Consider the following 12,823-nt stretch of genomic DNA (forward strand, 5'->3'; position numbering starts at 1 on the left):
CGTGGTGCCCGCACGGCCCGGCCACGTAGGCTCGCTTCTCCGGCCGACGAGGGGAGACCAGGGTGAAGCGGTTCGAACGGCTCAAGGAGATCCAGCGGCTCGACCCCGAACGGGACTTCCTGGAGATCTACCGGCTGACCGTGACGTACGAATTCCCCTGGGACATCACCCGCGCGCTCGAACTCGCCCTGTACCGCACCTATGCCGTCCCCAGCATCGGCCGACTTCTCGCGGAGACCGGTGAGCTGACGGGGCGTTCCCAGAAGCGGTACGACGACACCGCACTTCTCCTCGACACCGTCGTCGAGCACGGTTTCGGCAGCGAGGCGGGACGCACGGCGGTCCGCCGGATCAACCGGATGCACCGCAGCTACGACATCAGCGACGACGACATGCGCTACGTCCTGTGCACCTTCGTCGTCACGCCCAAGCGCTGGCTCGACACCTACGGCTGGCGCCGCCTGTCCGACCACGAACTGCGCGCCTTCGCCGCCTACTACCGCACCCTCGGCACACACCTGGGCATCAAGGACGTGCCGTGGACGTACGAGGACTTCGAGCGCACCCTCGACGGCTACGAGGCCGAGCACTTCGGCTGGGACGAGGGCGCTCGCGCGGTCTCCGACGCGACGCTGGCCCTCATGGGCTCCTGGTATCCGGCGCCGCTCGCCCCCCTCGTACGCAGGGCCGCGCTCGCCCTGCTCGACGACTCGCTGCTGCGGGCGTTCCGCTACGGGCGCCCCGGACCCGTGGCCCGGGGGCTGACCCACGGAGCACTCCGGCTGAGGGCCCGTGCCGTGCGGCTCCTGCCGCCGCGCTCCACCGCCCACTACGCCCGGCAGAACCCCGAGATCAAGGGCTACCCGAGCGGCTACGAGGTGGCGCGGCTCGGGACGTTCCCCACTCCGGGCCTCCGCGGCTGCCCGGTCCCGCACGGTCGGCCGTCGGACGCGCCGGCTTCGGACGCGCCTGCTTCGGACGCGTCGGCCTCAGACGTGCCGGCCTCAGACGTGCCGGCCGAGTGAGCCCAGGGTGGCCCTGAGCCACCGCAGCTCCGTCTCACTGGTCGCCCGGGCGATCGTGAGGATGCCCCGGCGGAACGGATCGTCCAGTTCCTCGGCCCGCAGCGGCCGGTCGCCGGCGTAGAAGAAGCTCGCGGGCTCCTCCAGGAAGGCCAGCCGCCGCAGGAGCACCTCGGCCTGGGCCGACGGATCCGGCAGATGCCGCAGGAACGCCAGGAGGACGAACCACCGGTTCTCGTCGGTGATGTCTCCACGGGCCGGCTCGGCGAGTCGGCGCCGGAGCTCCGTCCTGCCCGCCCCGGTCAGGGTCAGGACGTGACGGGGCGCCGCCGTGCTGCCCGGCTGCGTCTCCCTGGCCAGCAGCCCCGCCTTCTCCAGCCGCTTGATGGCCGGGTACAGCGTGCTCTCCGCTACGGGCTTCACATGCCCGGTCAGCGCCGTGATGCGTTTGCGCAGCTCATAGCCGTGCAGGGGCGAGTCGTACAGGAATCCGAGGATCGAGAGCTCCAGCATGCCCCGCATTCTGCCTGACGGGCGTAGTACATCGAACTCGGCATACATCGATGCCGATGTATGCTCCGTCTGTCAAGGGACGATGCGGTGAGCTGAGGGAGTGGGGTCCAGTGCGTGAGGCGCGGTTCGACCGGCGGGGCAGCGTGATCCGATGGACCGAGTCGGGGTGGACGGGGGACGGCACCGGTCCGGCCACGGTGTACGTGCACGGGCTCGGAGCCATGTCCTGCGTCTATCACGCGCACATCGCCGCCGATCCGGCTCTGTCGGGCCGCCGCTCCCTCCTTGTCGACCTTCCCGGGCACGGCATCAGTGACCGGCCCCAGGACTTCGGCTACACGCTGGAGGACCACGCCGACGCGCTGGCCGCCGCGCTCGACGGAGCGGGGGTTCGCGAGGCGGACCTCGTCGGACACAGCATGGGGGGATCGGTCGCGGTCGTCCTGGCGCACCGGCGCCCGGAGCTGGTCCGGCGACTCGTCCTCACCGAGGCCAATCTCGACCCGCATCCGCCCGCCACCGCGGGGAGCAGCGGCATCGCCGCACTGACGGAGGAGGAGTTCGTCCACGGCGACGGCTTCTCCCGTGCGCTGGCCCGGGTCGGCCCGGTCTGGGCCGCGACCATGAGACTCGCCGACCCACTGGCACTGCACCGCTCGGCGACCGGCCTGACACGCGGCACCGACCCGACCGTGCGCCGGATGCTGATGGAGTCGACGGCCGAACGCGTGTTCCTGCAAGGGGCGCTGAGCGGCGAGCTCTCCGGCGGGGAGACACTGACAGCCGCCGGCGTGCGGGTGGAGACCGTCCCTGACGCCGGACACAACGTCATGTTCGACAGGCCGGACGCGCTGGTACGGGCTATCGCCGCGCGCCCGGCGTGAGGAGGACGGCTCCACGCGCGCCCGGCGCTCGGAGCGTGCGATCCGAATGCCCGGCGCGATGTCTCCGCCCTGCGTGGAGACCGGCGTACCGCTCGTACGCCCTGCGTGGCGAGGGGCCTCAACTCGTAGGCCCTCCGTGCTGAGAGGGCTTCAGCTCGTACGGCCCCGTGTGGAGTGGGCCGTTCAGGGCGCGCGCACGGCCAGGACCAGGAAACGGTCGTCCTCGTCGGTGTACGACTTCACCTCCCACCCGGCCCGGGCCAGCAACGGTAGGAGACGCGGTTCCGCCCGCAGATCGTCCTCCGAGAGGCCGCGGCCGTGCCGGGCGGCCAGCGCCGTACGCCCGATCGGGTGGAACAGCGCCAGCCGGCCACCCTCGCGCACCGACCGCGCCAGCTCGCGGAGATCCCGCTCCGGGTGGGCGAGATGCGAGATCAGCCCGGCCGCGAAAACCGCGTCGAGCACGCCCGCGCGCAGCGGCAGCCGGGCGGCGTCGGCCACAAGCAGCGCGCCGCTCCCGCCGCGGCCCGCCCGTGCCGCCGCCTCGAGCATGGCGGGCGTCAGATCGGCCCCGATCACCGAGCCGCCCGGCCCCACCGCCGCCCGCAGCGCGGGCAGTGCACGCCCCGTCCCACAGCCCGCGTCGAGCACGGTGTCGCCGGGACGAAGACCGAGCTCGCCGACCGCCGCGGCGTAGGCCGGTCCGTCGTCGGGAAACCGGGTGTCCCAGTCCGCCGCCCGCACGGAGAAGAAGTCCTGGACATGTGTGTGGTCGTCGGCCATACGGACATGATCGCTCAGTCGCCACCTGAGCGAAACGACACGAAACGGTACGCGCGTTCGGACGCTGCCTGATCGTCCGGGAGTTTCGACATGAGCCCCCGGCGTGCGCCCGCGGCCGGGCTGACGTCCCCGATCCATGGGACACCTGGACCACGCCACCTTCGGCTGACTGACACCCCTGCTGTCGTACGCGACGGCATCGATCGGCGCCGCACTCGGACTGCGTTGCACCGTGCGTGCGCTCGGCACCGGTGGTCGCTCACGCCGCAACTGGCTGCTCACGGCGGCTTCCGCCATCGCCGCCGGATCCCGTTCGTCGTCGCCGTGAACCGCTTCCCGGGAGCACGCCCGTTCGGCGATGAGGACACCTCGCGCGCCCTAGACCTCGACCGGGGCCCGCCGGTCGTCCTCCGCGCCGCGCGTGACCGCGCCTCCGGAAGGAAGTTCTCTTCCGGATGGTCGAGTAAGCCGGGCGGATGCACACGGCCCGGTTTACTCGACGCCGTCGGACAGGCGGGCCCGGAGTGAGGGATGCCCGGAGTGAGGCGGGTCCCCGGTGAGGCGGGGGACGAGGCCCCGCGCAACCCTCCCGTGCCTCGGCCCTTGACTGTCTCGGCGCGGGAGGGGACGGCGACGCATCAGCCCCGGCACCGTCCGTGCGCGCTCCGGCACCGGCGGAGCGAACCCGGTGGCACCGGGGGAGCGAACCCGGTGGCACCGGCGGGGCAATCGGCCGTGGTCGGCCGGGCAGGTCCTAATCGGCGACCTGGGCCATCGCGAGCACCTTGTCCATACGTACCCGCACGAGCAGTTCGCCGGCCACGCCGTTGCGTGCCCCGAACTCCTCGGCCGCCTCCGGGCCCATGTACCGGGAGGCGATACGGGTCGCCCACTCCCGCAGCGTGCCGAGGTCCTCGCTCAGCTCCGCGCGTCCTCGGACCACCGCGAACGCGAACGGCGGCCGGTCGTCGTCGACACACACCGACACCCGGCCGTCCCGCGTGAGATTGCGGCCCTTCACGCTCTCCTTCCCGGTGTTGAAGAGCAGATCGTCACCGTCGAGCAGAAACCAGACGGGAGCGATGTGCGGGCTGCCGTCCTCCCGTACCGTCGCCACCTTGCCGGTGCGGGTGCCCTCGGAGAGGAAGGCCCGCCATTCGTCCTCAGTCATGTGGTGTGCCATGCGCCCATCCTCGGCCGACAAGAGGGTCTTGGCGTGAAGCGACGCCCCGTGGACCGGGGGACGCTTGCCCGGAACGGGGCCGTACGCAAGGCTTGCGCACGACGTGGGGAACGGATGAACGGGGAGGACGAGCGTATGGCGTTGGACCGGGGACTTGACTGGCTCCTTGACGATCTCACCAGCAGGGTGGAGCACATACAGCACGCACTGGTCCTGTCGAACGACGGACTGGTGACCGGAGCCAGCACGGCCCTGGCCCGCGAGGACGCGGAGCACCTGGCCGCGGTCTCGTCCGGGCTGCAGAGCCTCGCCCGGGGGTCGGGGCGGCACTTCGGGGCGGGAAGAGCCCGCCAGACGATGGTCGAATTCGACGAGGCGATGCTCTTCGTGACGGCGGCCGGGGACGGCAGCTGCCTGTGCGTACTGAGTGCCGCCGAGGCCGACGTGGGCCAGGTCGCCTACGAGATGACCCTGCTCGTGAACCGCGTGGGAGAACACCTCGGTGTGGCGGTACGTCAAGACATGGACGACATCAAACCTCTCTGACCTGCATCTTTCGTCGGGACTGCGGAGTTGTCCACAGGCCGCACGAAAAGATCCTCCGCCCGTTACCGTGATCACGGAGAGTATTCGACCACCCGGGGACCGTACAGGACATCCGGGGGCCTCACGGGGGAGGACGGTCATGACCGTTACGGAAGACACCCGCACGCGAACGGCGGGAATGCGCACGCGAACGACGGGAGCCCGCACGCGAACGGCGGACGCCCGTACCCGAAGGGCGATCCCGGGCGCACGAGCCTCGGGAGCGCGAGCGGCGGGCAGCGACAGCAGGACCACGGTGACCGCCGGGGGAGTGGCGGTGGCCGCGGAGGGCCCGGTGAGTGCCGGGCGTGCCGCTCAGGAACTGGCGCTGAAGCGCGGGGAGTTCGATCTCGCCGTTCATCTGGGGCTCATCAGCGCCGAAGAGCCGCCCGGCGGGAGGCCGCGTATCCGCCGGGAGGAGATCGACCGGCTGCGCGCCACCGAAGGGTTCCCCGAGACGCTTCGGGCCAAGGTGCGCACGGCAGGGACGGCGCAAGGCGCCGAACTGCTCGGCATCAGTCCCGGCCGCTTCACCGGCCTCGCCCGGATCGGCTGCGTCTCACCGGTCGCGTTCTACCTGAACCGGTACCGGGCGGTGGTCTGGCTCTATCTCGTGGACGAGCTCGTCGCCTTCGCCGCCAGGGAGCCGGAGCTGCTCACCGGCAGGAGCCCGGCAGGGATGCGGGCCATGCTGGAGGCCGGGAGCGACCGCCGTGCGCGCAATTGGCGCTCCCGCAGGACCGACAGGCTGCTGAGCCGCACCGAGGATCCATGGGTTCGCGCGGCTGTGCAGGCCTCCGCCCTGGACCCGGTCCAGCTCGCGGAGGTGGTGGACGACCCCTACGAGCGCGCCTACCTCGCCCGGATGCGCCCGGACCCCGCCTTCGGACGCCCGGGTTCCATCTCCGGGCGTGAGGCCATGGGACAGCTGATGCTTGCGGACGATCCGGACGAGATCCTCTGGTGCCGGGTGAATCTCGGGGCGGCGCTGGACCGGGCCCGGGAGGCCCGCCCCGCCCCACACCCCGGACGCGACCCAGGCCCCGGGCCGGCGACCGAGCGGTCCCGGGCGGCCGTCCTGACAGCAGGTTCCGGTGGCGCACGGCCCTCGGCCGGGCGGTGGCTGCTCAACCGCATCGGGCTGGGCAGGCGACGGAGTCGTGATCGTTAATGCGTTGCCGACGTGCGGGGTCGGGGGCATCGTTGCCCCCATGCTGATCAGAGAAGCCACTCCGAAGGACTGGCCCGCCATCTGGCCGTTCTTCCAGGACATCGTCACCGCGGGCGAGACCTTCACCTACCCGCTGGAGCTGGGTGAGGAGGAGGCCCAGGGCTGGTGGCTCGTGCCGGCGCCGAGCCGCGCGGTCGTCGCGGTCGACGATGCCGGGACGGTGCTGGGTACGGCCAAGATGAACAGGAACCACATGGGCAACGGCTCCCACATCGCCAGCGCCAGCTACATGGTCGACCCCAGGCACTCGGGCCGGGGCGTGGGCCGGGCGCTCTGCGAGTACACCGTGGACTGGGCGCGGGCGGCGGGCTATCGCGCGATGCAGTTCAACGCCGTGGTGGAGACGAACACCCACGCCGTGCGGCTGTACCGATCCCTCGGCTTCGACGTGATCGGGACCCTTCCGGAAGGCTTCGAACATCCCACCGAGGGCTATGTCGGACTGCACATCATGCACAAGGCCCTCTGAGAACAGGCCGTCGACCCGACGGAAAGCGCTGCACTCCGGCGCCTTCCGGCCATCTTCCCGCCCCGCTCCGGACGCCGAGCCCTGAAAGTGGCCGAGACCGGACCCTGATCAACCATCACAGACCATCCAGAAAGGGGCGGTGTGGGTTCAGGCTTTCGTTCCCGTTCGTGTGGCCGTCGCCGCCAGGTACACCGCAGCGCCCTTCCACCGAGTCATCCGGAGTGGGTTCGTCCGGAAGTGGTCTGTCCGTGATGTCATGAACGGCCGCCTTCTGGGGGCAGTTGGGCTGCCGTAGGTGCAAGGGCCGGGTGCGCGCCAGGGACTGGTGGGCAGTACTGTGCGGCCCACCGCCATCCCGGCGGTGCACTCGTACGAAGGAAGAATCCATGACCATACCCAGGAGATCGTGGCGTGGCGCGGGAGCATTCGCGGCCGCCGCGGTTGTCGGTCTGGCCGGCGGAGTCATCTCCGCGGTCCCGGCCGCTGCTCACACTCCCACCTGGGCCGTGACCTGCTCCGAAGTCACCCTCGACCTGACGGCCTACTCCAGTAGTGTCGAGAACGAAGTGACCGTCTCCGTCGAGGGCGGCGACGTCCTGCTCCCCACGACGAAGTTCGGCCGGGAGTACCGCACGACGACCCCCCTCCAGCTTCCCGAGCACGACAAGGAGCTGACGGTCCGCCTCGTCATCAAGGCGGGCGACGACGACAAGTTCTCGCGCAACGAGACGAAGCAGGCTCCGGTGTGCGAGGACAGCACCCCGCCGACGGAGCCCACGCCGACGGAGACTCCGAGCACGGAGCCGTCGGCCTCGGAGACCCCCGAGCCGAGCGCCACCCCGAGCGAGACCGCCACGGAGACGGCGCCGGCCCCGGCCGAGCCGAGCCCCAGCGCGCCGGACCTGGCCGAGACCGGTTCGTCCTCCGCCACTCCCGTCATCGGTGGCGCCGCGGTCGCGGTTCTGCTCGCCGGCGGCGGCATCCTGTGGTCCGTCCGGAAGCGCCGCTCCGCGCAGCACTGACGCGTCCAGGCAGTCCGGCAGGCGGGCGGGTCCCGCCGGTCCGGGCGGGGGCGTACCGCATCAACTCCGATGCGGTACGCCCCCATCGCGTTCCCCGGCGTCCGCCCGTGGAGGTTTCGGTCCGATCTCGCACCAGACCGCCTTGCCCTCCCCGCGGGGTTCGATACCCCAGCAGATGGCGACGGCGTCGAGCAGCAACAGCCCGCGCCCGGAGGTGGACGTCTCGCCCGGGGTGCGGCGCCGCGGCCAGACGCTGGACCGGTCCTGGACCGACAGCCTGATCCGCCGGACGGGCTCCGGCAGTACCTCCAGCGTGAGTACGGCTCCGCCCTCCGTGTGCAGCAGCACATTGACCAGCAACTCCCCGGTGACCAGCACCGCGTCGTCCGCCAGATCGGCCATGTCCCAGTCCGACAGGGCCTGGCGCACGATGGCGCGGGAGTCCGAGAGCCCTTCCGGGTCGGCCTGATGGATGTACTGGTGAAGCCGCGGAGCACGCGGCGAACCGAGGTCCGGACTGCGCCGCAGGACGAGCAGTGCCACGTCGTCGCCCGACCCCCAGCGCTCCCACAACCGGTCCGACAGATGGTCGGCCAGTTCCTCGGCACCCGCCGGTCCGTCGCTCACCTCGCGGATCAACGCAGCGACCCCCGTGTCGATGTCGGCGCCGGGCTCCTCCACCAGCCCGTCGGTGTACAGGACCAGCGTCTCGCCCGGCACCAGATCGAGACGGGTCTCGGGGAACTCCTCGTCCCTGAAGGCCGTGGAGATGCCGAGCGGGAGCCCGCCGCGCACCTGAGGGGTGCCGACCCGTCCGTCGGTGTGCCGGATCAGAGGTCCGAAGTGCCCGGCGCGCACCACCCGGACGGTGCCCGTGGCGAGGTCCACCTGTGCATACGTACACGTGGCGAAGCGGTCCGTGTCCAGCTCGGCGAGGAACCGGGAGGCGCGCGCCAGCACCGTGGACGGCGCGTGGCCCTCGGCGGCGTACGCACGCAGCGCGATCCGCAACTGGCCCATGATCGCGGCAGCGTGCGTGTCGTGGCCCTGCACATCACCCACCACAATGCCGAACAAGTTCTTGGGCAGGGCGATCACGTCGTACCAGTCGCCGCCCACCTGGCGGCCGCTCCACGCGGCGTGGTAGCGCACCGCGATCTCGCCGCCCTCGATCTCCTGGATCCGTCGCGGCAGCATGGCCGACTGGAGGCCGGTGGCGAATTCGCGTTCCTCGTCGAACAGCATCGCGCGCTGCAGCGACTGCGCCACGATGGCGGCCAGCCCCAGGCAGAGGATCCGCTCGTCCGCGCTGAACACCGTGCGCTCCCGGTAGAACAGGGCCAGCCCTCCCAGGGAGCGAGCCTGGGCCACGAGCGGGAGGTACGCGGCCGCGCGGAACTTCAGCCTGCCCACGTGCGGCTCCAGCACCGGATAGCGCCGGACCAGGGAAGCGAGCGACGTGATGAACCGGGGGCGCCCGTTCAGGATCGTGTCCCCGAGCGGAAGACCCGCGTCGAGGGAGCCGGAACCCAGGCCGTCGAGAACCTCCACGGAGTCCCCGCTCAGCGCGATGATGTTGAGCGCGGAGTTCTCCACCAGGCCGAGGGCGAGGCCGTCCGCACCTATACCGGCCAGACCGCCAGGGCCGGTGAGCGCGGCGGTCACGTCGTCCACCGTCACCGCCCGTGACAACGCACTCGTTGTGCGTTCAACGATATCGGTCTGGCGCCGACGGCGCTTTTCCAGATCCAGCACGAAGGCCGAATGGGTGACTTCCGCCGTCGCGTCCCGCACCACGCCGATGACACGGTGTGCCCGGCCCTCCTCCGTCCTCAGGATCCGCGCCTGCACGTGGGTCCACTGGTGAGAACCGTCGGGCAGGGGAACCTGGAAGTGGACGCTGTAGGAATTGCTCCCGCCGCCGATGGCTTCGTTGATGGTCACCTCCAGACGGGCACGCTCCGCCGGATCCAACTGCTCCAGCACCGCGGACGGGCGCGCGTCGAAGTGCGCCGGATCCACTCCGAAGACCATCAGCCCGGCGTCGTCGATGTCCAGGCTCCGGGCGTCCAGGTCCCACTCGAAACTGCCGGTCCGGTTCATGGCAAGGCGCTCCGCCGTCCCGGTCTCGCCGCTGGGGCCGCGGGCGGATCGTGTAGGCGCCAGGTCTGCGGGTTCGGCTCGCCGTGATGAATCGGTCATTCCTGCTCCGGAGGTCGTCCGGCAGGGCTGCGGACATCGCGGCCCGTAGATCCCAATTGTCGAGCCCGTGGTGCGGGAGTGCCACAGCGGTTCCACAGGAGCCCCGGCTCCGGCGCACCACGGCGGCCGTCGCAGAATGGCCCGCAGAGATCTCCCACGGCTGAGCGGAGCGCACCCATGTACGACGACGAGCCCGTCCTGCTGCACACCGAGGGCCACACCCTGCACATCACGCTCAACCGCCCCCGGGCCCTGAACGCCCTGACCCACTCGATGGTCCGGAGGATCGACGAGGCGCTCACCCTGGGTGACGCCGACGACGCGGTCACCGCGGTCGTGATCAGCGGCGCCGGCGAACGCGGTCTGTGCGCGGGCGGCGACATCCGGTCGATCTACGAGGACGCCCGCGCCGGCCGTCGCGCCTCCGTGGACTTCTGGCGCGACGAGTACCGTCTCAACGCCAGGATCGCCCGTTTCCCGAAACCGTACGTCGCCCTCATGGACGGCATCGTGATGGGCGGCGGGGTGGGGGTGTCGGCCCACGGCGACGTCCGCATCGTCACCGAACGCTCCCGCGTCGCCATGCCCGAGACCGGCATCGGATTCGTCCCCGACGTGGGTGGCACCCGGCTGCTCGCGGCGGCGCCGGGAGAGCTCGGTACGCACCTCGCCCTGACCGGGCAGGCGGTGAACGCCGCGGACGCCCTCCTGTGCGGGCTGGCCGACCACTTCGTACCGTCCCACCGTCTGACGGACCTCACCACCGCGCTCTCGCACAGCACCACCCCCGACGAAGTGACGGACACCGTGCTCCGCCACACCGCCGCGGCCCCGGTCGGGGAGCTCCCCGGGCAACGCCGGTGGATCGACGACTGCTACGCCGCGGAGACAGTGGAAGAGATCATCGAACGGCTCGTGAACAGCGGCGTCCCCGCGGCGAAGGAGGCCGCCGCGACACTCCTCGCCAAGTCGCCCACCGCGCTCAAGGTCACGCTGGCCGCCGTCCGCCGGGTGAGGAGCCTCGGCAGTCTGGAGGAAGCGCTCGACCAGGAGTTCCGGGTCTCCTGCCGGGCCTTCACCGGGCACGACCTGGTGGAGGGCGTACGCGCCCAGATCATCGACAAGGACCGGAACCCCCGGTGGAACCCCGCGGCACCGGGCGACGTCACCGACGCCGACGTCGCCCGGCACTTCGAACCCCTCGGTGACCAGGAACTCGGCCTGTCCTCACACTGACGCGGTGCCCGGTTCCCCTTCGAGGCCCCACCGAGCAGCCCAGGGGAGGGGCCGGGACCGGTTCTGCGGCCGGGCCACACGTCACCGCCGAAGTGCGGCGACCTCACACCCGCGCAGCCTCCAGCCGGTCCGCGGCCCGGTCCCAGGCCCCCAGGTCTCCCCGCGGGCTGTAGTGGCGAAGCTCCTGGGTGCGCGCGACCAGCCGCCGCATGTCGGCCGGCCCGCCCACCAGCCCATGGGCCCGTGCCTGGAGCAGCACATTGCCGAGCGCCGTGGCCTCCGTGGGCCCCGCGGTGACCGGCAGCCCCGTCGCGTCGGCGGTCCACTGGCACAGCAGATCGTTGCGCGAACCGCCGCCGACCAGATGGATCCTGGTCAGCTCGCGGCCCGCCAGCGTGGCAGCCCGGCGCAGCGTCCCGCGGTGCGCCAGCGCGAGGCTCTCCAGCACACACCGCACGTAGCCGCCCGGACCCTTGGGCGGGGCCTGCCCGGTCCGGGCGAGCACCTCGTCGATCCTCGACGGCATGTCACCCGGCGCCAGGAACACCGGATCGTCGGGGTCGATCACCGCGGCGAACGGCCGGGCACGCGCCGCGTCCGCGAGGAGTGCGCCCAGACCCGGCGCCGTACCCTCACGCTCCCAGGTGCGACGGCACTCCTCCAGCAGCCACATGCCCATGATGTTGCGCAGGTAGCGGATGGTGCCGTCCACTCCGCGCTCGTTGGTGAAGTTGGCGGCCCGGGACTCCTCGGACAGCACGGGCGCGTCCAGTTCGAGACCGGCCAGCGACCAGGTGCCGCACGAGACGTACGCGAAACCGGGCTCGGTGGCAGGTACGGCGGCCACGGCCGACGCCGTGTCGTGCGAGGCGACCACCGTCACCGGCGTGCCCGCCGGAAGGCCGGTGAACTCGCTGACATGCGGCAGGAGCGTGCCCGCCCGGTCGCCCGGTTCGCGCAGCGCGGGGAACAGCGAGCGCTCCAGGCCCAGCCGCCCGATCAGCGCATCGGACCAGGTCCCGCTCCGCGCGTCGAACAGGCCGGTCGTCGACGCGTTGGTCACCTCCGCGCCCACCGTGCCCGTCAGCCAGTACACCAGCAGATCAGGCATCAGCAGCAGCGTCCGCGCCGATCCCCACTGCGCCGTCGAACGATGGGCGGCGAGCTGGAAGACGGTGTTGAACGGCAGGTGCTGCAGACCGCTGACGGCGTACAGCTCCCGGGCGTCGCACCCGGCCAGCACCGCCTGGGCGGCAGGGGTGTTGCGGCCGTCCCGGTAGTGGAACGGGATGCCCAGCAGCGCCCCGTCGGAGTCAAGCAGACCGTAGTCCACGGCCCAGGTGTCGATGCCCACCGAGGCGACGGGACCGCCGCGCGCCGCCGCGCGCAGACCGTCCATCATCCCCTGGTAGAGGGAGAGCACATTCCAGCGGAGCCCGTCGGGCAGCCGGACCGGGGTGTTGGCGAAGCGGTGCGCCTCGGTCAGCACCAGCTCGTCGGGGCCGACCCTGCCGGTGATCACCCGGCCGCTGGTGGCACCGAGGTCCACCGCGGCGAACACCGGGTCGTGTCGTGAAGTCGCAGACATGGAAATCTCATCCGATCCGGGCAGGGCCGCGGGGGGGGGGGGGGGCCCGCAGGGGGGGGCGGCGCGCGCGGGCGGCGGCCGGGGGGGGCGCGCCGCCCCCCGGCC

The 12,823-nt window shown here is 71.6% G+C and carries 12 protein-coding genes and 1 pseudogene; 8 read left to right on the forward strand and 5 right to left on the reverse strand.

The genetic code is table 11. From position 1 onward, the window contains the following. The first annotated feature begins 62 nt into the window (after positions 1-62). Complete coding sequence (locus tag ACFWVP_RS03490; RefSeq protein ID WP_384493254.1) at positions 63-1,025, forward strand: oxygenase MpaB family protein; 963 nt, start codon at positions 63-65, stop codon at positions 1,023-1,025. Here the strand turns inward: ACFWVP_RS03490 and ACFWVP_RS03495 are convergent. Continuing rightward, entirely contained in the window at positions 1,005-1,535 is a 531-nt protein-coding gene (locus ACFWVP_RS03495; protein ID WP_384493255.1) for a PadR family transcriptional regulator, read from the reverse strand. The genes ACFWVP_RS03490 and ACFWVP_RS03495 overlap by 21 nt on opposite strands. Positions 1,536-1,645: 110 nt before the next feature. Here ACFWVP_RS03495 and ACFWVP_RS03500 point away from each other — a divergent pair, with 110 nt between their 5' ends. Continuing rightward, complete coding sequence (locus tag ACFWVP_RS03500; RefSeq protein ID WP_384493256.1) at positions 1,646-2,419, forward strand: alpha/beta fold hydrolase; 774 nt, start codon at positions 1,646-1,648, stop codon at positions 2,417-2,419. Positions 2,420-2,602: 183 nt separating this feature from the next. Here ACFWVP_RS03500 and ACFWVP_RS03505 read toward each other — a convergent pair whose 3' ends face one another. Next, positions 2,603-3,202, reverse strand: coding sequence for a class I SAM-dependent methyltransferase (locus ACFWVP_RS03505; protein ID WP_384493257.1), 600 nt, complete (start codon positions 3,200-3,202; stop codon positions 2,603-2,605). 288 nt (positions 3,203-3,490) lie between these two features. Between ACFWVP_RS03505 and ACFWVP_RS03510 the strand changes: the two are divergent. Then, positions 3,491-3,669, forward strand: a pseudogene (locus tag ACFWVP_RS03510) (ATP-binding protein); the annotation flags it as partial. Positions 3,670-3,956: 287 nt separating this feature from the next. Here the strand turns inward: ACFWVP_RS03510 and ACFWVP_RS03515 are convergent. Further along, complete coding sequence (locus tag ACFWVP_RS03515; protein WP_384493258.1) at positions 3,957-4,385, reverse strand: PPOX class F420-dependent oxidoreductase; 429 nt, start codon at positions 4,383-4,385, stop codon at positions 3,957-3,959. A 135-nt stretch (positions 4,386-4,520) separates the two neighbouring features. Here ACFWVP_RS03515 and ACFWVP_RS03520 point away from each other — a divergent pair, with 135 nt between their 5' ends. From ACFWVP_RS03520 to ACFWVP_RS03535, 4 genes are all read left to right on the forward strand, one after another. After that, positions 4,521-4,931 (forward strand): roadblock/LC7 domain-containing protein, encoded by a 411-nt coding sequence (locus ACFWVP_RS03520; protein WP_384493259.1) that lies wholly within the window; start codon positions 4,521-4,523, stop codon positions 4,929-4,931. A gap of 139 nt (positions 4,932-5,070) precedes the next feature. Continuing rightward, the gene (locus tag ACFWVP_RS03525; RefSeq protein WP_384493260.1) at positions 5,071-6,141 is read left to right on the forward strand and encodes a DUF6397 family protein; all 1,071 of its coding nucleotides are present in this window, start codon (positions 5,071-5,073) and stop codon (positions 6,139-6,141) included. Positions 6,142-6,181: 40 nt separating this feature from the next. Beyond that, entirely contained in the window at positions 6,182-6,670 is a 489-nt protein-coding gene (locus ACFWVP_RS03530) for a GNAT family N-acetyltransferase (RefSeq protein ID WP_384493261.1), read from the forward strand. Between the two features lie 386 nt (positions 6,671-7,056). Next, positions 7,057-7,692, forward strand: a complete 636-nt coding sequence (locus tag ACFWVP_RS03535) for an LAETG motif-containing sortase-dependent surface protein (protein ID WP_384493262.1) — start codon at positions 7,057-7,059, stop codon at positions 7,690-7,692. Positions 7,693-7,752: 60 nt separating this feature from the next. On the opposite strand, the gene ACFWVP_RS03540 is transcribed toward ACFWVP_RS03535, so the two are convergent. After that, positions 7,753-9,894 carry a SpoIIE family protein phosphatase gene (locus ACFWVP_RS03540; protein WP_384493263.1) on the reverse strand — a complete coding sequence of 714 codons (2,142 nt, stop codon included), beginning with the start codon at positions 9,892-9,894 and terminating at the stop codon, positions 7,753-7,755. Between the two features lie 177 nt (positions 9,895-10,071). Here ACFWVP_RS03540 and ACFWVP_RS03545 point away from each other — a divergent pair, with 177 nt between their 5' ends. Further along, the gene (locus ACFWVP_RS03545; protein ID WP_384493264.1) at positions 10,072-11,130 is read left to right on the forward strand and encodes an enoyl-CoA hydratase/isomerase family protein; all 1,059 of its coding nucleotides are present in this window, start codon (positions 10,072-10,074) and stop codon (positions 11,128-11,130) included. A 103-nt stretch (positions 11,131-11,233) separates the two neighbouring features. Here the strand turns inward: ACFWVP_RS03545 and ACFWVP_RS03550 are convergent, their stop codons facing one another. After that, positions 11,234-12,718, reverse strand: a complete 1,485-nt coding sequence (locus tag ACFWVP_RS03550; protein ID WP_384493265.1) for a rhamnulokinase family protein — start codon at positions 12,716-12,718, stop codon at positions 11,234-11,236. Positions 12,719-12,823: the final 105 nt, after the last annotated feature.

The organism is Streptomyces sp. NPDC058637 (genome assembly GCF_042717325.1).
GTDB lineage: Bacteria > Actinomycetota > Actinomycetes > Streptomycetales > Streptomycetaceae > Streptomyces.